The 25,328-nt window shown below is 65.1% G+C and carries 20 protein-coding genes and 1 pseudogene; 3 read left to right on the top strand and 18 right to left on the bottom strand.

The annotated features are described in order from the left end of the window. Together rplL and rplJ are read right to left on the bottom strand one after the other, a co-directional pair. Positions 1-284 (bottom strand): 50S ribosomal protein L7/L12 (gene rplL / locus Q0627_RS12665; protein ID WP_298810315.1); only part of this gene is annotated, 284 nt, incomplete at its 3' end. Positions 285-375: 91 nt separating this feature from the next. Then, on the bottom strand, positions 376-900 hold the full coding sequence (rplJ, locus tag Q0627_RS12660; RefSeq protein ID WP_298810312.1) for a 50S ribosomal protein L10: 525 nt from the start codon (positions 898-900) through the stop codon (positions 376-378). Between the two features lie 439 nt (positions 901-1,339). Between rplJ and Q0627_RS12655 the strand changes: the two genes are divergently transcribed. Next, positions 1,340-2,554, top strand: a complete 1,215-nt coding sequence (locus tag Q0627_RS12655) for a twin-arginine translocation signal domain-containing protein (RefSeq protein WP_298810309.1) — start codon at positions 1,340-1,342, stop codon at positions 2,552-2,554. Here the strand turns inward: Q0627_RS12655 and Q0627_RS12650 are convergent. The 13 genes and pseudogenes from Q0627_RS12650 to Q0627_RS12590 form a co-directional block, all read right to left on the bottom strand. Beyond that, on the bottom strand, positions 2,477-3,964 hold the full coding sequence (locus Q0627_RS12650; protein WP_298810307.1) for a hypothetical protein: 1,488 nt from the start codon (positions 3,962-3,964) through the stop codon (positions 2,477-2,479). The two genes, Q0627_RS12655 and Q0627_RS12650, sit on opposite strands and share 78 nt — an antisense overlap. A 23-nt stretch (positions 3,965-3,987) precedes the next feature. Continuing rightward, complete coding sequence (locus Q0627_RS12645) at positions 3,988-5,091, bottom strand: hypothetical protein (protein WP_298810306.1); 1,104 nt, start codon at positions 5,089-5,091, stop codon at positions 3,988-3,990. Positions 5,092-5,136: 45 nt separating this feature from the next. Beyond that, on the bottom strand, positions 5,137-5,925 hold the full coding sequence (locus tag Q0627_RS12640) for an SGNH/GDSL hydrolase family protein (protein WP_298810304.1): 789 nt from the start codon (positions 5,923-5,925) through the stop codon (positions 5,137-5,139). Continuing rightward, positions 5,922-7,175 (bottom strand): hypothetical protein, encoded by a 1,254-nt coding sequence (locus tag Q0627_RS12635; RefSeq protein ID WP_298810301.1) that lies wholly within the window; start codon positions 7,173-7,175, stop codon positions 5,922-5,924. Before Q0627_RS12635 ends, Q0627_RS12640 begins: the two co-directional genes overlap by 4 nt. Next, positions 7,172-9,634 (bottom strand): glycosyltransferase, encoded by a 2,463-nt coding sequence (locus Q0627_RS12630; RefSeq protein WP_298810300.1) that lies wholly within the window; start codon positions 9,632-9,634, stop codon positions 7,172-7,174. Before Q0627_RS12630 ends, Q0627_RS12635 begins: the two co-directional genes overlap by 4 nt. 6 nt (positions 9,635-9,640) lie before the next feature. Further along, entirely contained in the window at positions 9,641-10,927 is a 1,287-nt protein-coding gene (locus tag Q0627_RS12625) for a glycosyltransferase (RefSeq protein ID WP_298810299.1), read from the bottom strand. After that, positions 10,917-12,305, bottom strand: coding sequence for a YveK family protein (locus Q0627_RS12620; protein WP_298810297.1), 1,389 nt, complete (start codon positions 12,303-12,305; stop codon positions 10,917-10,919). Before Q0627_RS12620 ends, Q0627_RS12625 begins: the two co-directional genes overlap by 11 nt. Then, positions 12,292-13,551: a hypothetical protein gene (locus Q0627_RS12615; RefSeq protein WP_298810294.1), complete on the bottom strand. Its 1,260-nt coding sequence runs from the start codon at positions 13,549-13,551 to the stop codon at positions 12,292-12,294. Before Q0627_RS12615 ends, Q0627_RS12620 begins: the two co-directional genes overlap by 14 nt. Before the next feature lie 98 nt (positions 13,552-13,649). Further along, entirely contained in the window at positions 13,650-14,903 is a 1,254-nt protein-coding gene (locus Q0627_RS12610) for a lipase family protein (protein WP_298810291.1), read from the bottom strand. 22 nt (positions 14,904-14,925) lie between these two features. Next, positions 14,926-15,507 (bottom strand): putative colanic acid biosynthesis acetyltransferase, encoded by a 582-nt coding sequence (locus tag Q0627_RS12605; protein ID WP_298810288.1) that lies wholly within the window; start codon positions 15,505-15,507, stop codon positions 14,926-14,928. Then, positions 15,504-16,472, bottom strand: coding sequence for a GDP-L-fucose synthase (locus Q0627_RS12600; protein WP_298810284.1), 969 nt, complete (start codon positions 16,470-16,472; stop codon positions 15,504-15,506). Before Q0627_RS12600 ends, Q0627_RS12605 begins: the two co-directional genes overlap by 4 nt. A gap of 4 nt (positions 16,473-16,476) precedes the next feature. Next, positions 16,477-17,500: pseudogene (gene gmd / locus Q0627_RS12595) on the bottom strand (GDP-mannose 4,6-dehydratase). Positions 17,501-17,601: 101 nt separating this feature from the next. After that, a complete protein-coding gene (locus Q0627_RS12590) occupies positions 17,602-19,032 on the bottom strand; it encodes a sugar transferase (RefSeq protein ID WP_298810317.1) in 1,431 nt (476 codons plus the stop codon). A gap of 503 nt (positions 19,033-19,535) precedes the next feature. Here Q0627_RS12590 and Q0627_RS12585 point away from each other — a divergent pair. Beyond that, positions 19,536-20,768 carry a glycoside hydrolase family 76 protein gene (locus Q0627_RS12585; RefSeq protein ID WP_298810281.1) on the top strand — a complete coding sequence of 411 codons (1,233 nt, stop codon included), beginning with the start codon at positions 19,536-19,538 and terminating at the stop codon, positions 20,766-20,768. Between the two features lie 226 nt (positions 20,769-20,994). After that, a complete protein-coding gene (locus Q0627_RS12580; protein WP_298810278.1) occupies positions 20,995-23,046 on the top strand; it encodes a CocE/NonD family hydrolase in 2,052 nt (683 codons plus the stop codon). A 139-nt stretch (positions 23,047-23,185) separates the two neighbouring features. Here Q0627_RS12580 and Q0627_RS12575 read toward each other — a convergent pair whose 3' ends face one another. From Q0627_RS12575 to Q0627_RS12565, 3 genes are all read right to left on the bottom strand, one after another. Beyond that, a complete protein-coding gene (locus Q0627_RS12575; protein WP_291018693.1) occupies positions 23,186-23,566 on the bottom strand; it encodes a hypothetical protein in 381 nt (126 codons plus the stop codon). Between the two features lie 139 nt (positions 23,567-23,705). Beyond that, on the bottom strand, positions 23,706-24,206 hold the full coding sequence (locus tag Q0627_RS12570; RefSeq protein WP_291018690.1) for a TIGR04338 family metallohydrolase: 501 nt from the start codon (positions 24,204-24,206) through the stop codon (positions 23,706-23,708). Beyond that, a complete protein-coding gene (locus Q0627_RS12565; protein ID WP_291018696.1) occupies positions 24,203-25,018 on the bottom strand; it encodes a DUF2786 domain-containing protein in 816 nt (271 codons plus the stop codon). The genes Q0627_RS12570 and Q0627_RS12565 overlap by 4 nt, the downstream gene beginning before the upstream one ends. Positions 25,019-25,328 lie beyond the last annotated feature (310 nt).

Genomic DNA, 25,328 nt, shown 5'->3' with positions numbered 1-25,328 from the left:
ACGAGCTCCTTGGCTTCCTTCAGGCCCAGGCCGGAGACGATCTCGCGGACCACCTTGATGACCTGGATCTTCTTCTCGCCCGCGCCCTCGAGCACGACGTCGAACTCGTCCTGCTCGGCAGCAGCCTCAGCAGCGGCGGCCGGAGCGCCGGCGGCGGCGACGGCGACCGGAGCGGCGGCGGTGACCTCGAAGACCTCTTCGAACTTCTTCACGAAATCGCTGAGCTCCAGCAGGGTCAGTTCCTTGAACTGATCGATGAGCTCGTCAGCGGTGAGCTTCGCCATGGTTGGCGTCCTTCCTTATAGTCTCTGTACCGTTCTGGCCGGTACGGAGTACGTCGTTGCTCCCGGACGGCGTGTCCGGGGGTGCGGCGAACTATTCGCCGGCTTCGGTTTTCTTCTCCTGCAGGGCCGCGGCAAGACGCGCCACCTGCGAAGCCGGCTGATTGAACAGTCCGGCGGCCTTTGCCAAGTTGCCCTTCATGGCACCGGCGAGCTTGGCCAACAGCACCTCGCGGGTCTCAAGGTCGGCGATCGCTTCGATCTCGGCCACGGACAGCGCTTTGCCGTCCATGTACCCGCCCTTGATGACGAGAGCCTTGTTGTCCTTGGCGAACGTCTTGATCGCCTTGGCGGCCACCACCGGCTCACCTTCGATGAAGGCGATCGCGGTCGGGCCGGTGAACAGCTCGTCGAGCCCCTCGACGCCCGCCTCGACAGCGGCGCGCTTCACCAGGGTGTTCTTGGCGACGGAGTAGGTTGCGCCATCACCGAGGGAACGACGCAGCTCGGTGATCTGCTTGACGGACAGGCCACGGTATTCCGTGACGACTGTCGCCGTCGATCCCTTGAACTGCTCCGCGATCTCCGCAACCGCGGACACCTTCTCTGACTTGGCCATACTTCGCCTCCTCTCTCCTCACTAGAGTGCGGATCATCGATCCGCACGGGATTGTGGTTCACGTATCGCCAACCACCGGCCGTTCAGGGAGAGTCACCGCATACGCCGAAAATGGCGAACGCCCCGGCACACAGAAGGCACGGGGCGCGAATATCCTTGTGCTCGCGGCACTGTAGCCGGGCGGTAAGGAGGATCAGTCCTCGTTCATCCTGCGTGGGCCGGCGAGGTTACTCGCGCCTTCGATCGGGATCACTCCCGCTGACCGACGGTCTCTGGTTGAACCGATACGACGCACAGCTGCGCATCACATCGCGGTCGACAGTACCGGAACGTCGCCATACGCACCAAATCCGGGGGCGAACCGGTTGCTCTGCGTACCCCGTCGTACCGGATTACGATTTCGGCACGAACGCGACACCGGTCGGCATGGAGGAGGCCCATGGGAGTCAGTCGCCGCGAATTCCTCGTCGCACTGGGGGCGGCAACCGTTTCCGGCGGGGCCGCGTGGGCTCTGCGCGGATCACCACGGGACTGCGCCACGCCACCACCGGTGTCGGCCCGCGCACCGGGCCCCGCCGATTCACATGTGCAACTACTTGCCTCGGCGGCCGCCACCGGTATGGCGGTGGTCACCGACGAGAAGTATGCCGGTGGCGCGGATCCGAGCTGGCAGTCCGACTCGACCGACGCATTCCGGGCGGCCGCCGCGACCACGCTGCCGGTCTACGTACCTCCCGGCGCGTACCGCTTCGCCGGACCGGGGATCGACGTCGAGGCCCCGACATTCATCGGAGCCGGGCAGGGATTCACGACGATCTCCCTCCGCGACAGCTCATACTTCATCGAATCGAACCGTCGCTGGAAGAGTCTCACGGTGTCCGGGATTCGTTTCGACGGCGGGCTCGGCCATATCCGCAACACCTACACCGGCGCAAACGTCAACGACCAATTCACAGTGACCGACTGTGTCTTCAACAGCTACAAGCGCACCAGTATCGGACACCACAGCTCCGATCATCCGTACTGGAAGATCGAACGCAACATCTTCCGTTCCGACGGCTACAGGTCGACCACCGGCATCTCGCTCTCAGGCCTGACCGACGGAACCTCGATCCGCGACAACGCTTTTCATGCCAATCGCGTGCACGTTGCCCTGGCACAAGGCGGCAACAACGTGTACTTCGAGAACAACGATTTCCTGCGATTCGGCCCGACACAGGGTCACCCACGGGTCGATATCTGGATGAAACCCGCAGCCACCGGAGTCAACTCCGGCCAGGGTCTCACCGTGCGGTCGTGCAAGTTCGGCAACGAGAACGTCGCGCCCACCGATCTGCGGATCGTCTACGCCGACGACACCGACGGCTTCCCTTACCTGACCGGTATCTCGACCGGCTGGATCGGCGGTCACACCATCGCGGACATTCTCGTCAACGGTATCGGCGACGAGCACCGGATCCCCGTCATCCGCTCCACGACATCGAATATCGTCGGCGGCCGGTATGGTCCGATCACCATCGCCGGATCGACCGGGATACCTATCATCTCGACGATTGACCCGCTGAGCCGTCCCAAGTCAAATATCGTGGGTCCGCAGTTGCGCGCCAACGCCAGCACTGCCGCTATGCCCGCGATGGTTGTATCCGACCGGTGACGGGCTGCCGGTCCACGAATTCCTAGAAGGAAGGGGCCGGAGAAAGCTCCGGGTTTCCCAGGTGGCAGCCGGACGATGTTCGCGCACCAGGTATGCGATCACCATGAGAACCACGACCACGGACAGAATCCGCCACGGCATCCGAGAAGAGTACTGAATCGATAGGATTCCCAGCAGAATCGCGAATCCGACGGCCATGTAGGCGGCCGAGCCCCACCGTCCCCGCTTCAGGTTGGCAAACAACTGCCCGGGTATCCACGCCATCAGACCGAACAAGGCGATCTGGCCGATCGGACCGGTCGCCGCGTACCACGTGCCGACAAACGCCAGCGGCACCCACTCGTAGGGCCAGAGGCGTTCCAGATCAGCGGGATTGGCGGTGCCGGGCAGCGGGTTGGCATTACCGAAGAGAATACTGCTGTCGACGTGCATGTTCATCGATTGTTCGACAATGGGATACGACGCCGCTATGGAGCTGACCAACTGTTTCAGCGGTTCACTCAGCCCGTCCTGTGACTGCGCGACCTCGGTGAACAGACTTGTCAGATTGAGCAGGCCGTGGGGATTGACCCGGGCTGTCAGGATCACACCGAATGACGCGACCGCCAGCACCAGGAGGAGCGCCGCGCCCAGCACCCCGCCCGGCCGAATCCGGCTCAGTCCGTACCGTGCCGGCGCCAACGCTCGATATAACACGAGCACACCGAGGATCAGCGGAAAGGTACACGACATCCGGGTCCCCACGGATAGCAGAGACAAGTACCAGATGAGCGACATCCCCAGTGCTGCAACGCGAACAGTCATACTGGTACTTACGTACCCAACCACCAGCACGACCAGGGCCACGATCAGCGACGCCGGCCAGGTCAACCGGAGTACGAACTCATTGCCGTCGGTCGCCAGGTAGATCTCCCTGCGCAGCAGACTCGGCCCCTCGCCGATGCACCATAGCGAGTACAGGAGCAACGAGAACCCGACCACCGCGAGCAGATGCGAGTCGCGAGTCCTGCGTTCGAGGGCCCTTTCCCCGGCGGATCCCGCGCCGGAGGTCGTCGCCCCACGGAAGGCACCCGCCGACGCGGAACGCCGCTTGCCTCCGCCGGTTCTGACCGAATCTGATTGCGCACCTTCCGATCCCATTGTCATATTCGGGCCGGGCAGCAGATACACCGAGGCAAATGCACCGATCGACGCGAAAAGGAAAGCCGGTACGGCCGCCGACTGCGCCATCGCCTCGGAGCTGATGAAAGCAGGCAGCCCGGCCCCTTCGGAGAACCTCGACCATTGCCACAACGGGTGTCCGAAAACCCCTACCACCCAGAACAGGGTCCCGAGCACCACCGACGGCAGGCCGGCCGATCTGCCCCGGGCCACACAAACGATGGTCACCAGCCCGAATCCTGAAGTCACCACCGCCAGAATGAGATTCGGGCTCATCGTCGACCGGCCGAAGCGTTCTCGAATACGTCGATCCGGGGCCAATCTCGTTCCGGTTCAGTACTTTTCACCGTCGACGCGGTTGCTGCGGAGCGCATCGGATCACCCCCACGCGGGATGCCGCGCACGACCAGCGCCCCCACCGGCGCGGCACCGTTACCAGTGACCATGGTGGCCAGCAGGGACAGGTCGGTGGCACGTGTCACCGCCGGCCGGCACGTCAGGAAGCATGCCGCGTTGGCGGGTACCCGAGACAGCGACGACGGCTCAGCGACGGCGTCGCCTATGACGAGCACCCCCCGTTCGCCGAGATCGGCAAACGCGGCCGCGAGTTCCCCTGCCACCTGCCGGGCACCGTCGATGTGCCGGGCGGAGATGAGCACGATCGCACGTCGAGGTCCGGCCGCGGCCAGCAACTGTGCCGCCACTACGCGAGCCGACCGGGACGCTCCGAATCGGTAGTCGACCAGGGTTGAGACGCCGGTGATCTCCCGGACCTCGGCGTCGGACTCGACTGCCGATCGCCGGCGACCGGCGAACCACACCGCCGCCCAGCCGAGCATCAGCCCGGCGACCACCCACACCGCCAGACCGGCCAGCCGCGAAAGCAGTGATGGCCCTGCGGCTTTCGATTGTTCGACGGTGACCGTGACATCCTCGGACGCGACCCCGGCCGACCCCCGCACCTTTGCCGCATATGCCGGCAATTCGGCGAGCAGTGCATCGCCGGTACGTTGCACCGAGTCGACGTCGCTGCCGGCGAACACGATGTTCACCACCGCCGCGTCCTGTGGGGCCGTTGCCGTCACGGTCGCAGGCTCGATTCCGATGCCCTCGCGGTGGAGCCGGGCTTTGACGCGTTCCCCCAGTCCGACGCCGGGGGCCAGCGACGCGAAGAGCTGCGCGAGGCTACGCGCATACTGTTCGCCCTGTACCGCATCGGATGGGTTACCACTGGTCGGTGGCCGAACATACACCGACGCCACCATGGTGACATCGTCGGATGCGGTGAGGTTCCGGATGACTCCGCCGCCGAGGCCGAGGATCCCGCACAGCGCGATCACGAGCCAGGGGGCTAACCATCGGTCGCGAATCAACATGGTCTGTCTGCTTTCTTCTCGGGCCGACCGCTCTGGGTCGACTGCTCAGCCGCGCATACCGGCGGTGGCGTCAACAGCGCTGAGGATCAGGGGATAGATCTTCTGGGCCATCATTCGGTGCCCTGCATCGTTGGGGTGCACATTGTCGGAACCGATGAGATCCGGTGTGGTGGTGGTGAACCACCGGGCTGCCACGGGGTCCAGAGCCTCCACGTCGAACTTGTTCGCGACGAGTTCGATCACCCTCAACTGAGCGAGCAATCCTCCTGGCGGATACTCGTTGACCCAAGCGGGCCCGATGACGATGATCTTCGCCGACGGACTCAGCGACTGCACCGTCGCCAGGGTGGCGGTCACCGCTGCCTGCAGCTGGTCGTTCTCGGCTATGAGGTCGTTCCGGCTACCGAAGAGCACAACGACGTCTGTGTTGCGGTTGACGACTCGCCGTACCTGATCCCGGAACGTCAGCTGCACCGATCCCTGGGCCACGTAGCCGCTGCCTCCGATCGCGGCGATCTTGAACTTGGTGTTGGGTATCCGACGCTGAATCAGCTTTTCGACGGTCCGCGCCCACGAGCGGTCGCCCTGCCCACCAACACTCGTTCCCGAGGTATAGGAATCGCCGATGACGGCCACTTCCCGGGTTCGCTCGGTCGATGCCTTGGTCACGAGCGGAGCCGTTCGGTCGGCATTGACCACGTCGGTGACCTCGCGACTTCTCTCGGAACGTGCCACTACCGCGGTCACCAGCACCGCGGCCAACAGCACGATCGCGGCGACGACCAGGTTGCGCATCACCGTGCCACGCGCGGTGACGTTCTCCGGCTTGCTCATACGACTCCCTCCGCTTCGATAGGTTGAACCCCACGTCCGGGCACGCCGGACCACGCGCTCGGACGCTGCGCGACGTACGCCCCCCAGAACGCCACCGCCACTGCCGTCGCGGCCATCGCCCACGCCACGGCGGTGACCGATCCGAAGGCTGCGCCTGCGGCCGCGCACGCCCCGATCTGGATGATGATCTGGCTGACCTTGACTCGCAGGATCGCCGCAGACCGGCCGTGTGACTGGAGCATGCTGTACGCACAGGCGATCCACACTATGGCCGCGTACTCGATCCCGATGATCGCGACGATACCCCGGACGTGTATCCAGGAGTCGCCGAAGAACAACGCGCCCAACGATTCCGGTATCACAGAGGCGATCACACCGAAGATCGCGGCGACCGCCGACGCCGGGATGGCCCCGCGACTCAACAGCCGCCACTGCGCGCCGATCGGAAGCTCCGTGCGCTGGACATGCGGGATGAACAACAATGGAATGGCGCTGAGCAGCATCGCAAGCGGACCGAACAGTGTGCTCGCGCCGCGGATCGCGGCCACACCCGCAGAGTTGACGGTGAGCGCCACCACGGCCGCCACCGTCAGCACCGATACCTGGTCGACAGATCCGAAGATGCCCAGCCGCAACCGGTGTCGCCAGTAGGTCGACCACCATGCGAGCACCCGGGTGCGTATCCGGAATCCCCTGGGAACTCCGACGATCACCACTGCCACCACGGCGCCCACCAGCCACACCAGCAGGACGGTCGCAGCGCCGACGCCGACACCCGCGGCTCCTGCGATCACGACGACGATCATGAACACCATCCAGGTGAAATCACTGATCAGTGCCAACCGTGGGCGGTATGCGGCGATAGCCGAGATCCTCAGTACATCCTGTGTCAGCACCAGCCCAACCCCGGCCGCCATCAGCAACCCCGGTACCCGGACATCAAGGCACACCGCACCCGCCGCCACGACGCCAGTCACCGGCAGCGCCGTCACCAGCGCCCATGTCACCGCGTAATCGGTCTCACTCCGGATGTCGGCCACGGAATCGGAGCTCAGCAGCAACAAGGGCGTCCCCATCGACGCACGATTGAATCCGAGCGCGGCCGTAACGATCACGAATAGTGCTGCCAGAGCACCGAAATCGTCGGGCGCGGCGCTCTGCGCCACCGCGATCAGCACCAATGAATTGCTGGCACTCGAGCACACCTGATCCGCGGTCACCACCGCGCTGTGCGTTCGGGATCGGCTCATGGTCCGTCTCCGCACAGTCGCAGGATCCGCTGTTCCGCATTGACGAGCGCACATTTCACCCGCTCGGCATCGACTACGTCGTCATGAAAGGCCGCGGTGAACATATAGCGGCCACCGACGAACGTGACGAACAGCGAGACCTGTTGCGCCTGTCGTAGTGTCGTGGCCGTATACAGACGATGGTCGCTGTCGGCCGCTCGTCCCCAGGCCCTTTCAGCCAATGGATGGCCGGCGACGTTGGAGATGACCAGTTGTATGTCGCGCGATTCCGGGGAAGCGATATTCCCGCCGGCGCGCACTCCGAGCATCACCCGCACAGATGCGACCGCGGCCCGCAGCGCGGGAGTTCCCGACCGCAGGGTCTTGGCCACCGCGGCGTCGAGCGTACCCGGATCTGATGCCTGCTCCGTCGGCACGCCGATGATGCAGGCCATATTGCCCGTCGCCTCGGCCCCGCCGTCGGTGACCCCGGCACCTTTATCCCCTCTGCGAAGATACCGTCGCAGATCCACCAACAGCGACACCGATTGTCCGAGAGGGACAGTCGCCTCACCGAAGCCGGATACCAAGGCCGAGCACACCATCGAGTTCCGCGACGGCATGCCGCGGGTCGATCCGTGGAGCGCGACAGTGGTCTGTCCACCACAGATATGTCCGACTACCGCCACATCGTCGGCCGACAGCTGCCGAACATCAGCGACAACGTTCTGTCGACGACGGCGTAGCGCCCGCACCACCTGCGACATAGCCAGCCCACCCATTCGGAGCATCGGCACCGCACCCTCGACAAGTCCCGGTGACACGGAGTCCGGGCGTGCCATCCGCAGCAGCGAACCCAGCGAACCTGCCCGGCGGCCGGCAGCCACGTTCTCCGGCGTTCGCCCGGTTTCGGCATGGCCCGGGCGCCCCGATCCGAACGGGTATCCGGACCCCACCGTCGCCAGAATCCCGTAGTCCAGCAAGGCGTCGCCGAGCCCGTGGTCAAGACGCAGGTACGCGTATTGCCCATCGAGCAGGATCGTGACCGGCATCGACCCGAGCCCGGCGGCGAATCCAGAGAACACCGCCAGCCGTTGGTCACCTACCTGTGCTGCCGCCCAACGTGATTCGTGCTCAGCCGGAACCGATGCGACGACGTTGACCTGGGCATCAGGATTCCTGCGCCACTTGCGCGTCATGGGAACCGGGGTGAATCGGAGCCGTCTGCCTGTCTCCCCGGCGGCGAACCGCTGGAGGTCGTCGACGACGACATCAGCCGTCGGCAGGTCGTAGGGCCCCGCCGCGACCAATACGTGCGATCCGGCGAATGCGGCGTCGAGCCATTCGACCTTCTCATACCCGGACTCGTAGCGAGCCAGCAACCGCGCGACGATCCCCCGCATCGAGAACTCGCGGTCGACCAGGGCGAGTGCATTCTCGCTGTGCTCGGCCAGTTTCGCGGGATCGTCGCCGTAGCCGCGGATCGCCGCGATCAGCGCGGACGTCGTCGAGTCGACCACGACGCCGGCCGCACCGGAGGTCACGGCGCCGGCCAACCCACACGTGTCGGTGATGATCACCGGCAGCCCCGCCGCCATCGCCTCGAGTACGCTCATCGGGAACGGTTCGTCCACCGACGGAAGCACATAGAGATCCGCATCCTGCATGTACGCCAACACATCTGACGGATCCACGGCTCCGACCCAGCAGATGGAGTCGCCATACCCCGACGACTCGATCAGCGCCTCCAGCGCTGCTGCACTCCCCTCGTCGGGACCCACAAAGGTGAATTCACCTTTGAATCCGCCGCGGAGCAACATGATCGCCGCTTCGACCAGAACTTCCGGGCGCTTGCGCCGCTGCAGCCTTGCAACGTACAGAATCCTCAGTGGCTCAACGCCATTCGGTGACTTATGATCCTCCGGCGGCGCAGTCGCCGCAGGCACACCATTGCGGAGTTCCACCAGTCGCGCGGCCGGTTCGATCGCCAGTAGATCGCTGTGCTCACGCTCGGTCAGATAGAACACCGAGATAGCACGACGCAGTATCGGCCGAATCACGAAGGCATCCAACGGTTTCGCCAGCCGCTTGGTGGTGTCGTCGATCATCCCGTGGGTCTGGACGTGGAGATTGATCCGCAACAGCACCGCGAGCGCGGCGATCATCGCACTGACGAGGTCACGGGCCAGGTGCACGTGGACCACGTCATAGTGTCGTCCGTATCGTATGAACCACAATGCCAGCCCCGGCGAGGTGAGTCCGGCGAACCCCGTGCGCGGGATCAGACGACGGACGCCGAACAAATGCACCGGTACGCCGTACAACTCCCGCGGAACATCGACGTATCCCCGGGTGCCGGCGCAAACATCGACCTCCACACCGGATTCCATCAGGGCGCTCGCCTGATTGAACGCAACCCTGGTCGGCCCGCCGTACGCACCATCGGGCGAGATCAGTGTCACCACCTGCAGAACACGCATCGACTGCTACTCCGCTCGACCCGGCGCCGAACCTGTAACGAGAAGCCCGATCCAGCGTTCAAAACCATCACCGGCTGCCTGCGACGACAGATTGTCGATGCAGTGACGTTCAGCGGCCAGGGTGATCTGAGCGCACATAGCCCTGTCGTCGAGAAGACTGCGGATCGAGGAGGCCAGTGCATCCGGATCACCGCTGGGCACCACGACGCCCGTGCCGGTCGACTCGATCTCCTGGGCTGTAATTCCCTGCCGGTCGACGGCGGCGACCACCGGAGTCCCGGATGCGAAGTAGGTGGTGAGTTTGCTGGGCACCGCCATCTCTTTGACGCCGACCCGTTCATTCACGAGCAATACATCGGCGCAGCGCAGGGCTACTCGGAATTCCTCGTCGGGCAATGGATCCATAAACCGGATCGTCGGAACCCCGGCTGCCCGGCGTTCCAGCTCGCGGCGGGCATTGCCGTCCCCGAGCAGCACGAACAGCAGGTCGTCGTCACTGTGACTCGCCACGAGCGCCGCCGTGTCGACAACGTTCTCCAAACCTTGTTTCTGCCCCATGTTGCCGGCGTGGAGCACCACTCTCGATTCCGGTGACCAACGCAGCAATTCTCGTTCAGTGGCGCGGACGGCCGCAGCCGGCGACTCGTCGTCGATCATGTCGGCCATATGGCTCCAGTTGCGGATCACGACGGTCTGCCCGCGCGACCCGGTGCCGACGACCCGGTTGTCCACGATCTCCCGGAACCGGTCATGGATCACCGCAATACCGTCGGAACGACGTAACAACTCGGTCTCGACACGATCGATCAAACCCGAGATCCGCCCGGCGGCGCCGCCGATCTCCGACGATCCCAGTCCGTAGAAGTCGTGAACCCACACACCGAACGCCGGTCCGGCACGTCGCGCTGTACGGATCCGGGCGGCGAGCGAACCGAACAGCGACGGGCTGGTACACAGCACCGCGTCCGGTCCGCGCAACGGCAGGACCAGGAGCCAGAAGGCGAAGCTCAGCTCCATGAGGATCCGACCGATCATTCCCGGCCCGCTAGGAACGTAGTGCGGCACCCGGGTGACCCGTACGCCGTCGATCACCTCGGTTGTAGGTCGAAAGCTGTTGTATCCGGGACGTTTTCGCCACTCGGGATAGTGCGGCACCCCGGTGATCACCGACACCTGATGCCCCCGGGCCGCCAGCATGCGACTCGCCCCCGTCACATACGGCGCGATGCCGGTCTGTTCCGGGGCATAGTTCAGGCTGACCATCACCACCCGCCTGTGTTCCTTACCGGACATCGGTGCTCCTCGCGTCATTGGAGAATTCGTATTCGGATCGGTTCGCCGAGGGCGGCGCACCCGGGAAAGCCGACGCAAGCGTTCCACTCGGTTGGTCCTTGACAGTTCCACTCGGTTGGCCCTTGACATCGGGCAGTTCGCACAGCAGATAGCCGTGGACGCCGATACCGCGGGATACGGCGATGGCATGTGCCTCTGCGACAGCGCTGCGGGCGGACACACCGTCGGTGACCAGGAGAAGTACGAGGTCGGCGGCCGGCCCCAGACCCGCGGTGGCCGCAGACGTCGGGATTGCTCCGCCGGCGATCACCGCCATCGACGAAATCATCGACAGCCGCGACCGCAGGTCGCCGGGCGCGTACGTCAGCAATGCCCGGTCGATCTCGCGTTGTGCGACCCAGAGCGGATCACCGCCATCGGTGGGATCGGTGGCCGTCCCGTTCCCGACCGCCGCATGTCTGCTGAAGGCCGCCGTGACCGGGAGTATCGCGGACGCTTCGTCACCGACGCCGCTCGTCGCGGCGGTGGCACGGAAGGCAACGGCGTCGCCACCGCAGCTGGTGATCGCGGCTGCCAGGCCCGTCGCGACCGACACGACCTGCTGATCGGTGAGCGCGTCGTCGACGGCGCTGACCAGCACCACCCCAGGTCGATCCGCACCGGTCAACAACTCCGCGGCAACCGGCAGCAGTGCTCCGTACACTTCGGCGCCCACCGGCCCGACCTCCACGCGCCCGCGGTATCCGTCGAGACCGACGGGCAGGTCGTCGAGGCCGCTGACCACCCGCCGGGTCCGCTCGCGCACCGTGGCGATCGCCATCCCCAGCAGGAATCCAAGAATCGCTGCTACCGTGAGGTTTTGCGGAAGGTTCCCCTTCTCTGCGACGTCCGGGCCATCCCCGGCGACCGCAACCGAAGTCAATGACCCGTCATTGTTGGGGTTCTCGATCTCGGTGGCGTACGAGGCGAACGTCTCGGCCACCACCTTGACCAGGTCGACGGCAGAGTCGGGGTCGGTGTCGGTGACCGTCAGGTCGAGCACCGGAATCCGGGCCTGGGCGCGTGCCGACAGCTTCTCTTGGAGTTCTTCCGTCGTATAACGATTTTTCAGCTTCTCAGCGACCCTGGTCAAGAACGCCGGGCCGGTGATCATCCGTTGATAGCCGGAGACCCGCAGAATCGCGACCTCTTCACCGCTCTGCGCATCGACAGCAGTACCGAGACTTCCGGAAGTGGTAACAATGAGGCGCTCATGCGCCTCGTAGGCGGTGGGCCGAATCAGGCTCCACGAGGCGAAGAGCAGCAGCGCCAACGCTGTGCACCCCACCACGATGGGCCACTGCCGGCGAGCGACCCGCCAGATCTCATGAATCTCCATAGTCATTTCCCCTCGCGACGTGGGTACCGGGTTCAGCGGATGGACAAGCCAGGAAGTTGTCGGCCCCGAAACCATCGGCCCAAGAATTGTCAGCCCAAGAATTATCGATGGCGAACTCCGCCAAAGCCGCTGAGAAATCTGCGATCTGATCGGATCGTCCGGTTATCGTGACGTGACAGAATCCGTCGATCCACACGATATTGATCGTGACCGTGCCGGGTTTCGAGGGTGCTGTGAACACGTACGCCGATCGCAGAGCGTCTTCCGCGCCTGCGCACCACCGAACCGAAGACCACACCTGCGCGGACTGCCGCCCCCGATCAGACCACGACACCGTGGTGCCCGCCGATTTCCTGTCTGCCGACCCGGGTTTCCCGTCCTTGGAGGCCGGCTTTCCGCCGACACGCCTGCGCCTCGCTCGGCCGGCGGCGACAGCCGCTTTCGCGACGGCGACGAACAGCACTTCACCGGACTTTATCCGCTCAAGCGGCGACGGCACGGTATCGGCGACCAGATCCGTGCCTGCCACCGGGAGTACACCGATGATGTTGCCGGCCGAGTTGGTCAGCCGGTCCGAGCCCTGGCGCAGGCTGGCCAGAACCGCCCATGTGTCGTCGCGACGCTCGGGCAGACGACCTGCTAGGTCGGCTGCCATGCACAGGCTCGGCACTCGCGTACCCGATGCCGTATCGAACCTGCGCATCACCAACCGGAGGTGTTCGTCCCCGCCTATCTGGTCCCCGCCTGCTTGCTCACTGCTGTCGGGGTCGCTGCTGTCGGGGTGACCGCCACGCACAAGCCCGGCGGGTGAGCCCCGCCGGCGCAACCGCATCCTCATCGACGACGCCACCGTCACCAGATGCCGGGGATTCCGGATCCACAGTGCGACAAGGGCAAGCGCTCCGTCGCCGATGGTCGCGACTCGGTCCCTCCGGGCAGAAGCCGTCACCACTTCGGCGCCCAGATTGATCGCCGCGAGCACCTCCTGCACAAGTTGCGTCGACCGGGTGCCGTCGCCAAGCGCGTGGGAGTGGATAACCGCCAGTCCCCGCCGGGCGACGACGATCTCCACGATCGGCGAGGTGCCATCACGACCACCCGCACGCGAAAGCGCGATCCACCCCAGATCCTCGGGGCCGAAGTCGCCTCCGGTGTCGACGACACCGAGGAACTCGATATCCGCCATCATCGCCCGCTGCAAGCAGTCGAAAAGCAGCCCCCCAGCGGATTTCGTGTGCCCTGTCACCGCCGTCCGCACCTCATCGGCATCCGGCACCGGCACCGGCCACAGCACTGAGCACGTATTGGTTCGGGCCCAGGCGGCGTTGTCGACAAGTGGTGTCATCACCGGCTCGGCTTCCCGCACGACGACGGCGCCGCCCGCCCTGCGAAACGCTCGGCGAGCCAACTCGCCGCACCGGATCCATCGACGCTGTCATGGCCGGCATCGGCGTCGTACTTCACCAGAATAGTTGCACCGGAATTACATTCGCGATCGATCGCGTGCCGTGTCCACGACGGATCGATGTACACGTCCCGCCCTGCGTAGACGACGTACATCGGGGCGGTCACCCCGCCGCCGGGAACCGACAACTTCTCCAGGCGCGCAGCCAGTGCACCCGCCTCATCCGGCGCGAGCGCCAGGTCCCCACTGGACATCGTGCGCAAGACCCGTTCGCGCGCACCGGCGTCGGCGCCGGAGTACGAACAACCGGCGACGTCGGCGCGATCGGCGAATGATGCCCCATGCCAATACTTCCCGATCGCGAATGCCGGATCGGAGCGATCCAGTCCGATGAGCGTCCACAGATAGACGACCAACTGGTAGCTACTGAGCAGTTCCTTCGCAGCCAGACCTGCGAGTGGACTCGTGTCGACCGACGGCGTCACGCTCACCGATCCGACGAGCTCCAGACCGTCACCGTACGATCCGGCCAGACTGGTGGCAGCCCAGGAAGCTCCGCCACCCTGCGAAAAGCCCATGGCCGCCCAGCGTTTCGAGGCCGTAGGGGTGAGGTTGCGCAGGGCGCGCACCGAGTCGATGACATTCGCCCCGGCCGTCGGCGCATCCTGATACGGGTGCGCACGGACACCCGACACAGCCCTGCTGCCGTCGACATCATCGGCCGCGTCACCGTCGAGCCCTTGATAGTCTGTCGCGACAACCGCATAACCGGCCTGCAGGAATCCGGCGATCAACGTGTCACTCCCCATCAGATCAGCGACCCTCGACGGCGCGCAGCCCGGATCGATACCCGTTGTGCCATGGGCGAATGCGATGATCGGCCAACCATCCGGTGGGGCCGTGCCACGGGGGACGAACGCCGCGCCGGTGACCTCCGTCCTGCGATTTCCCGACATTTCGGTGGATCGATAGCGGATCCGGAACGCCCCGGCAGCCGCGTCGGCGAGTTGATCGGAGACCTCGAATACCTCGGCTGCAAGCAGTGTCCCCGGGTCCGTATTCGCCGGCCGCGGCGGCAGTGTCGCAACAGAATCGACGATGCGCGGTGATTGCGCGGCGATCGTCGGGGCGCATGCGACGATCATCGCCAACACCGCCGCACACAGCACGACCGCAGACGCACGCTTGCACATAAACACCGCTCCGCCATTCCTTTCACGACTGCCGGACCGTCGGCACGAGGGGGTCGCCCGCCACGAATTCCGACTCTCGCAAATATGCGGACGACGCCAAGACCAGTGAACCTGGCGCTACATCGCGGGTGATGAGCGCCGTCGCACCGACGGTCGAACCGGCTCCGACGTTCACGCCCCGCAGCACTGTCGCGCGGGTCGCCAGCCACACCAAGTCACCGATCTCGATCGGTGCGTTGTCGAATTCAAAAGTCGGCGATCGGCGGTCGTGACTACCGGTGCAGAGCATGACTCCCTGAGAGATACAGGTGTTCGCACCGATCGTGATGGGTTCCAGATTGAGAAGCCACGTCCCTTCCCCGATCCAACTTCCGTCGCCGACGCGAAGCTTCCACGGCCAATGGACGGTGACTCCATGACGGAAGACCACGTCGCGGCCGATGTCGGCACCGAACAGGCGAAGCACCGTAACCCTCGCTCGTACCGGAAACCACCAGCGGCTGAGGATAGTTCGGGAGACGACCATCCAGGCCAGCTGCATCCACAGGGGCCGTCCCCGGTCATAGCCCTTACCCGTGAACCCGGTGAGATCGAACTGGTTCATAGTCGCACCCCCACCGGTTGCCGCCGATACCCGGAGACGACGCCGGCGATCCCCTCCGACAGCCCGATCGTCGGTTGCCAGCCCAGTCCGGTCAGCGTGGACACATCAAGCAGTTTCCTAGGTGTCCCGTCGAGTTTCGTGGTGTCCCACTCGGTGCGGCCCTCGTAACCCACCTCTTGTGCGACGATCCCGGCCAGTTCCCGGATCGTGATGTCCTCCCCCACTCCGACATTGACCTGTTGTGGTCCGTCGTAGTGCTCGAGCAGATGCAAGCACGCCGACGCCATGTCATCGACATGCAGGAACTCGCGCCGCGGACTTCCCGAACCCCAATTGGTCACCACCGGGGCGCCCGCGGCACGTGCCTCTTCATAGCGCCGGATAAGTGCCGGCAGGACGTGGCTCCCGGTGCGAGAGAAGTTGTCTCCCGGTCCGTACAGGTTGGTCGGCATGGCCGAGATCCACGGCAGTCCGTACTGCCGTCGAACCGACTGGACCTGGAGTATTCCGGAGATCTTGGCGATGGCGTAGGCGTCGTTGCTCGGTTCGAGTGGGCCGGTCAGGAGCGAGTCCTCGGTGATCGGTTGCGGGGCGAATTTCGGATAGATACACGATGACCCGAGAAACAGCAGCCTCCCAACATGATTCGCGAGCGCGGCATCGAGCACATTCAGCTGGATGCGGAGATTGTCGGAGAGAAAATCGACCGGTTCGGTGCTGTTCGCGCCGATCCCGCCGACTTTGGCCGCCGCCAGGATGACGATGTCCGGCTGCTCTTCATCGAAGAATCCGAACGTCGCGTCGCGGTCGCGCAGGTCGAGTTCCGAGCTCGTGCGTCCGACCAGGTTTCCGAAGCCCGCGTCGTCGAAACACCGCCAGAGTGCCGACCCGACCAGACCTCGGTGGCCGGCGATATAGACCTTGGCGGACCGGTCCAGCGGTCCGGGGGCAAATGTCTCAGTCATCGGCTCAACTCCATGCCGGGAGCGCCGGGGTGTCGATCCATGGCTTGCCCTGACATTCCAGTGCCGCGATATCGGCATCGACCATGATCCGGGCCAGTTCGGGAGAATCGACCGTCGCCTTCCAGCCGAGCAACGACTCGGCGCGTGAGGCGTCACCAATCAGCGAGTCGACCTCGGTCGGCCGCAGGTATCGCTCATCGAACCGGACATGCTTTTCCCAATCGAGGCCCGCGTGCTCGAACGACGCGACGACGAAGTCCCGGACTGTGAACTCGTATCCGGTCGCGAGCACGTAGTCGGTCGGTTCGTCGGCCTGCAGCATCCGCCACATTCCCTCGACATATTCGGGGGGCATACCCCCAGTCGCGAACCGCGTCGAGGTTGCCCATGTAGATATACTCTTCGACTCCGGCCTTGATCCGAGCGACTGCACGTGTGATCTTGCGCGTCACAAACGTTTCTCCGCGCCTTGGGGATTCGTGATTGAACAGAATCCCGTTCACGGCATACATGTCGTAGGCCTCACGGTAGTTGCGCGTCACCCAATACGAGTAGACCTTTGCCGCACCGTAGGGCGAACGCGGGTAGAACTCCGTGTCCTCATTCTGTGGGGGCGGCGACGCGCCGAACATCTCCGAGCTCGACGCCTGATAATAGCGGCAGTCGACGCCGGCGAGGCGGACCGCCTCCAACAGGCGGATCGAACCGACACCCGTTGTGTCACCGGTATGTTCGGGCTCGTCGAAGCTGACCCGCACGTGCGATTGTGCTGCCAGGTTGTACACCTCGTCCGGGTTGATCGACGACACCAGAGTAACCAGCCGGGCACCGTCGCTCAGGTCGCCGTAGTGCAGGAACAGCCGGGCTCCGGGCTCGTGCGGATCGACGTAGAGGTGATCGATCCGGGACGTGTTGAAGTTCGATGACCGACGGATCAATCCATGGACCTCATAGCCTTTCGACAACAGCAGCTCGGCCAGGTACGAGCCGTCTTGACCGGTAATTCCGGTGATCAGTGCGCGTTTCATCATTCTCCGTCAGCAATTGAGTGAGCGTCGTTGCTCTCGGTGCTCTGCAACGAGCCGAATGGGGTATTCAGGCAGTTCTCCACGGCGGGTGTCCGCCGGATTCAGTACGCACCGTCCTTCGAGATGACCGCGCGCACCGTGCGCCACAGAATCACCGCGTCGCCCATGATCGACCAGTTCTCGACATACGAAAGATCGAGTCGCACTGCCTCTTCCCAAGGGAGGTCGGATCGTCCGGACACCTGCCACAAACCGGTCAGTCCCGGTTTCACCAGCATCCGACGTGCGACCCGGCCGTCATAGTGCTCCACTTCGTCCGGCAGCGGCGGGCGTGGCCCCACCAAACTCATCGACCCGTCGAGCACGTTGAACAGCTGGGGCAGTTCGTCGATGCTGTAACGCCGGAGAAACCGGCCGACCCTCGTGACACGCGGATCCTCACGCATCTTGAACAACACCCCGGCACCCTCGTCCAGGTCGGCGAGCCCGGCTCGGTCGCGGTCGGCGCCGACCACCATCGAGCGGAACTTCCACATGCGGAAAGTATTGTTGTTCAAGCCGACTCGGGTTGCCCGATAGAACACCGGTCCCCGCGAGTCAGCTTTGACCGCGATAGCGGCGGCGATCATCACCGGCACGAGCAGCATCAGCAGCAGCACCGCCCCGAACCAGTCGACCAGAGATTTTCGTGCCTTGTTCGCGCCTTCGTACTGCGGCTTGTCGATATGCAGCAATGGCAGCCCGGCCACCGGCCGCACGAGCATCCGTGGGCCCGCGATATCAATCACTCCGGGAGAAACCACCATATCGACGGACAATCCCTCAAGATCCCAGGACAGGTCCTGCATCGCCTGGTGACCCAGCGCCTCGGCGGAAGTGACGGCGACGACCGTCGCCGATGCCCGGGTGACCGCACCGGCGACATCGCCGAAATCCCCGAACACCGGAATCACGTTGCCGCCGATGGTCAACGAAGCGTCGTCGGCCGTCGATCCGGAAGGCACCGAGATGCCAACGACGTCGTAGCCGAGATCCGGAGTATTGATAAGTCGGTGCACCAAGCTCATCGCCGATGTCTCGCTGCCGACGACGAGAACCCTGTCCATCTTGGCACCGGTCGTTTTCCTCTGTCGGCACAACCACTTTCGCCACAACCACCGTGAGAGCAGCAACACAAGGGTGCCGACGGGCAACGCGAAAGCGATAAATCCACGCGCAACACCCAGCTGAAACAGCAGATCGACTATGGCGAGTAGGCCGAACACGGCGAAGCAGGCTGTGGCCACCCGGCTATATTCTTGCGATCCACTGCCGAATATCCGCCGGTCATAGCTCTGTCCGGTGCGCAACGCGCATTTCCAGGCGATGACGAGACCACCTGCGAACAGCCATATCCCGGCACCGTATTCGAATACATCCGATCCGAAACGAACCAGCAGAGCCGCCGGCACAACCACGATGACGACAGCCGCATCAGTCACCGCAACTCGGTGGGCATAGTCTCGCGACCACGATCCCGACCCGGCACCCACGCCGGTTGACCTGGCCTTACGCCGACCGGCGCCGAACGGGACCGAGATACGGATATCGCTGGCGATCATATTCCTCCGTTCGTCGGACACAGACAGGGATTGCGTGCAACGATGCAGCCGAACCCAGCACGCGGACATTGCTCTGAATAGAGATTGATTGGATCCGCTACGGCACGATCGTAGCCCGCCCTAACCCGACCCTCAACCGGAGAATTGTGGCTTTTTTAATCTCAGATAAACGTTCATCCGAATGGACGACAGGCGCGCCTGTCTAATATGACACCCGTCACGTTCCCGGTGGAGTTGGCTACCATGGCCAGAAATCAAAGCAACGGTAGAGTTTGTTCAGTCTCTGTTAATTACGTTAAATCCCGCGTGCGATGAGCCGTCGCCGTGCATACAGTGCCGGTCTTCACGCCGGTCCGCCGCCGGGTGCGAGGCTCCCGCGTGCGTTAGACATCACAATGCTTGATACACAGTGATTGCCACTACCCTTGGCGGCTATGGACTCATGGCCGACCGCTCACCGCCCAGCCGCTTCGGGTGCCGCCGCATGGGCGTCCGCCTCACCCAACGACCGGGCGGCGGACGCCGCCCACGCCGTGGCGACCAGGCACCTGCGCCGGTTGCTGCGCCTGCCGGGCACCCGCATCGCCGATGTCACCTGGCCCAAGCACAAGGCCGGTAGCTGGCACTACTGGTGGCACGCCCACTTCGTTGACACTCTCGTCGACGCGGCGGTTCACCGTCCCTCCGGCAGCGCGAGCGGCGACCGGTCCTTCGATCCGCTCGTCGCCGGGGCCACCGATCTGTTGCTCCGCGGCATCCGGCTGCGCAACCGGGGCAGGTGGATCAACAACTACTACGACGACATGGCGTGGCTGGGTCTGGCCGTCGAACGCGCCGACCGCAAGCTCGAGCTGTCACACCCACGGGCCCTGGAGGCGCTGACGGGGCAGATGCTGGCCCCGTGGGCGCCGGAGGCCGGCGGCGGCATCCCGTGGCGCAACAAGAAGGCGTCGAACGAGTCCGATCCGTTCTTCAACGCTCCCGCCAACGGGCCCGCGGCTATTCTGCTGGCGCGGACCGGTCATGTGGAGCGGGCGGCGGCGATGTGCGACTGGATCGACGCCACCCTGGTGGACCCCGAGTCGAAGTTGATCATCGACGGCATCCGGCCGCGGCCCGGCGGCACGGAGCGCGTGAAGGCGATCTATACCTATTGTCAAGGGGTTGTCCTGGGTGCCGAGACCGAACTGCTGCGACTGACGGGCGATGCCGTGCACGCCGAGCGCGTCGACCGGTTGCTCGGCGCGGTCGAGCGCCGAGTGGCCCCAGACGGGATCATCAAGGCCGCTCCGTTCGGCGGTGGCGGCGACGGCGGCCTGTTCGCCGGTATCCTCGCCCGCTATCTGGCGCTCGTCGCCACCGATCTGCCGGATTCGGCCCCGGGCGCCGCCGACCTGCGCCGACGGGCGGCGACCATCGTCACCACCAGCGCCGAGGCCGCGTGGACGCACCGGCTCGACGTCGACGGGTCGCCCGTGTTCGGCCACGACTGGCGGACTCCTGCCCGGATGCCGGTCTCCGGGGGAGCCGCCGGCAAGACCGTGGACGGTGCCACGCAGTCGTCGCAGATGCCCGAGCAGGACCTGTCGGTTCAACTGTCCGGATGGATGGTTTTGGAGGCGGCCGCCGCCGTTGACCTGGGACTTTCCGAACACGTATTAAATTGAGGCCCCCCGGATGTGTAGTTGAGACAGAACCTGAGATAGTCTCAGCTAGACCGTGGACGTGACATAAAACACAGATCGACTTTGTTATATGAAATGTTCGCACTGACACGACGAGGTGCCGGCAGGCCCCCGACGACGTTGACAACACAACGTTGACAGCGTTTCGGGGCCACCGCTTCCCCCTTGGGGCGACACGTCGTCACGCGCGGGAAGCAGGTGATGCACCATGACGTATCAACTCGATCCGGTTCAGCTCGGTCCGGTCCTTGGCCGCCTCGGGGCAGTGCCGGAGATCCCCCGTGCCGACGGACCGCCGCTGCGCCGCGGGGATCACTTCGGCACTCTCCCACTGGGGGATCCGACCGGCGGTGCCGACGGCATCCGCTGGCGTGAGCAGGTGGACGGCAAGCAGATCTACCCGCGGGTGTCCATCGACCGCGACGTCACCATCCGGATGAGCGACGGCGTCAAACTACGTGCCACCGTCATCCGGCCGGCCAACCGGTTCGGGCAGACCGCACTCACCCCCTACCCGGCGATCGTCAACATCAACCCGTACAACCGGGCCGCCATCGACTTCATCGACCACGCGCTCCACGTGCCCGTCGTCAGCAAGGCGATGCGCAACGCCGCCGGCTCGGTCGACGCCACCGGCACCGCTTTCGAAGGGCTGAGCAAGCTCACCAAGACCCTCGCGGGCGGCGTGTTCGACGTCTTCGGCGTCAACCGCACGCTCGTGCGCTCGGGCTACGTCCAGATCATCGTCGACGTCCGCGGCACCGGTGCCAGCCACGGCAAATGGGAGATCCTCGGTGCCCGCGAACAGCAGGATTCCGTCGAGATCCTCGACTGGGTGCGCGAGCAGGACTGGTGCGACGGCAAGCTCGGCCTGGCCGGCTGGTCGTACTCGGCCATCAACTCGCTGCAGGCCGCCGACAAGCGACCCGAGGGCCTGGGCGCGGTGTTCGCCGTCGAGGGCTGCGACGACATCGTCCGCGACATCTACATCACCGGCGGTATGCCGTCGGCGTTCATCCCGGCCTGGCTGTCGGTGGTCAATCTGCTCAAGTGGCTGCCCAATCCGTCGACGCTGATGCGCGACATGGTGCGCGGCGACGCACTCCGCTGGGCGTCGTCACGAGTCAAGTCGCCGGCCACCGAGATGGGTTCGATCGGCTGGGGCTTCCTGACCGCACGCGACCCGCGCATCCACGACGACCCCTACTTCGATGAACGCGACCCCGAGATCGATCGCATCGAGGTGCCCACGTTCACCATCGGAGCCTGGCACGACCTGTTCAGCCACAGCGCCACCGGCATCTACGAGCGCCTCGACATGGAACCGGGCCGCAAGCAGATGGTGGTGGGCGACGGCTACCACTTCGACGCCGGATCGGGCTACGGCGGCGACGCCGCCCCGCCGCGGCTCGACGTCCTCGAACGCGCCTGGTTCGATCGCTGGCTCAAGGGTCACCGCAACGGCGTCGAATACTACGGTCCGGTCACCATGCTGCAGCAGGGCGGCGCGTGGACGTCGGGCCAGAGCTTCCCACGGCCGGGCATGAAGCACCAGCGGCTGTATCTGTCCGACCTCCCGTCGGGCAGCGCCGCCCACACCGTCCACGACGGCAGCCTCAGTTCAGTGCCGGGGCTGCACACGTCGTCGCTGAAGGTCAAGCGTGACCTGCGCGGCCTGGTCTCCCGGGACATGACCCAGGTGACCGCCGGCGGCACGATGTTGCTCGGCCCGCACTTCAACACCGACGCCCGTTTCCAGGAGAAGGGCGGCCTGTCGTTCACCACCGATGCGGTCATCGAGCGGGTCCGGATCAGCGGCGCGCTCAACCTGCGTCTGAACGTGGCCACTACCGGACACGAGGCCGTGTGGGCGATCACCATCAATGACGTTGCCCCCGACGGCCGTTCGACGGTGCTCACCAGTGGCGCACTGTCCACGGCCAACCGGGCGCTCGACCACGACAAGACGCGGTACACCGCCGAGGGTGCGGTGGCCAAGGCCTACCACGTGCTCACCCGTGACCGTAAGCTGCCCGTGCCCGCCGATGAGCCGGTCCGGATCGACGTCTCCCTCACCCCCACCGACGCGGTCCTCGAACCGGGTCACCGGCTGCGGGTGGACATCTATGCCGCCAGCTTCCCGCGTTACCTGAACGTGGTCCCCGACCTGATCAGGCTGCGTGGTCATCATCAGCGGCTGGTGCTCGACCCGAAGCATCCGAGCTACCTCACCTTCGAGGCCGATCTCCCGATCATCTGACCCGACCACCGGCGATGCCCGCCCCGAGAGACAAGAACCGCCCTCCACAGGGCCGCTGATGCACTATTCCAGCGGCGGCCCTGTGGAGGGCGGTTCTTGGCCGTTCCGGAGCGGGCATTGTCGTCTGTGTTGGTAGAAGTCAGCCCAGTCCCAGCCGCGAACCTATACCGCGGGCCGCCGATTCCAGCGCACCGACCGGTTTGAGCGCCACCTCCGCGATCCCGACGATCACCTCGACCCGGGTGACGATCCGCTCCAGCCGTGCGGTGATCTCCCCCAGACCGGCCACCGCCTCGTTGACGTTGTCGATAGTCTCGGCGAACTTGACCAGCGTCGGGTTCAGGTCATCGATAGCGGCGTCGAGTTTGGCGACCGTGTTGTCCATGCCGGCCAGCGTCGTACCGAGACCGCCCAGGATCTCGTTGACCTGGTCAACCGTCTCATCGGCGTTCAACGCTGCCTGCGCCAGTTTCTTGAGCCGTTGCCGGTCGGCGGGCGGACGTGAATCGTTGAATGCCATGTACCGATTATTGCCCACTCAGGCGCCCGGATCGGCGAATTCGGCCCGCCCGCAGATCTCCAGCCGGTTGAGGCGTGAGGAGCGCCGGCGACGAGCACCTCAACCCGCGGAGTGGTCCGCTTCAGCGGCAGTGACCCACCTACAGAACTCCGGAGTCGGTGAACACCACCCGGTAGACGAACTCGGCCTCCGGCCCCAACACCAGACCCACCAGCGCGATCAGCGTCCGGACGAAACCCGGTCCATGCGCGGGACCGTCCGAGTCGTCGAGGTGGTGGGCGATCTCATGCAGGACGACGAGTTCGCGCAGCGCCCAACGGCCCTCACGGGAGGCCGGGATGGCGATCTCGCGGCTGCCGTCCGGGCGGCGTCGATACTCCGCCGAGCGGTGACCCCCGCGCTCGATCACGTCGACGGGAAGCGACGCGCTCCCGAAACTGCTTGTGACGGAGCCCATTCCCAGAACCCGGTCGACATACTCCCGTACCGAGCCGACCGACGCGAACCGTACCTCGGGCGGCAGCGTCAGCGACGTCCCGGCGATCTGCACGAGCCGCGAGGAGCCCGCCCGGTCGAACATGCCGTGCACCAGCCGCTCGGCCGCGTATACCTGCGCACGCCGGGAATCCCGTCCGGTCATTCCAAAGCGCCTCGCGGGGCACCGAATTCACGATCCGGACCGATCTTCGCGCGCCGTCCCGCCCGATCCCCGGCCTGGCGGGCGGCCTCCGAATATCCGGCGGAGGCCGACGTCGGACGCCACGCCCCCCGTGCCCGCGACTCCCTGCGGTAGAAGCCGCTGACCTCGACTTCCTTGTTGCGCAACGCAATCGCCGTCGATGCCGCCCGATCATCGGCACTCTCAGCCGAGATCGCCTCGGCCTTGGCGGCGTCACGGGCCTCGGTGAGCCGAGTCCCGATGCGTCCGGCGAACGCGGACTGGAAGTTGAGCCGGGCCGTGATGCCCGACAACGGTTTCTGTTCGACCACCTGCCGCCCGCCGCCACGCGCGACCACCCGAGCCGACACCTCCCCCCGGTGACGACCCGACCTCAGGTAAGCGTCGGAGGCTGCCACCATCTGTATGACCAGCGACGTGTACAGCGCCTCACAGGTGTCGATGTCGGGTTCGAATCCGTAGGCGACGACGAACGTCGAGTTGCCGGCGACGTCCACGGTCACATCGTTGGCACGGGCAATGGCCACGAACAACTGCACATACGTCTTCAGACCCCGTTTACCTGCCTCCCCGATCGCGATCTGCCGGGTGATCGGGGAGGTCCGCCTACGCGCCGTCGGATCGTGCGAGCGTGCCACAGCCAGATCGATCGACGACGCCGTCGCCAGCCGCTGTGCGGCCTGCATGAACGTCTCCGCCTCATGCTCGTTGTCGGTGTTCTCGGCCTGCCGCAGCAGCGCCGCGATCCGCGTCAGCAACTTGTCATCGCGCATGACTCCACCCTATGGCCGATCCGATTGATTCCGCCGACCGGTCGTGACCTGTGGACAACCGGCCCGCACGAGTGTCGAGTAGTCCACTACCCACGCCACCCGCATCACAAGCGGCGACATCTTCAACAGCTGAGCCGGCCAGCGCACCCTGGCAGAGGGGGACGTGAACCGTCGGAGAACAGCATGGGGAGAACTACCCATGCCACCGCGGCTCCGCGGGGAGAACTACCCATACGATCGCGTTGATCACGAACAAGGCGGTGGCTATCTTCGTCAATATCAAGAAAACAGAAGACATACCCCGTTCTTC

The organism is uncultured Gordonia sp. (assembly GCF_937858515.1).
Lineage (GTDB): Bacteria > Actinomycetota > Actinomycetes > Mycobacteriales > Mycobacteriaceae > Gordonia.
This window is presented reverse-complemented; position numbering and strand designations above follow the sequence as displayed.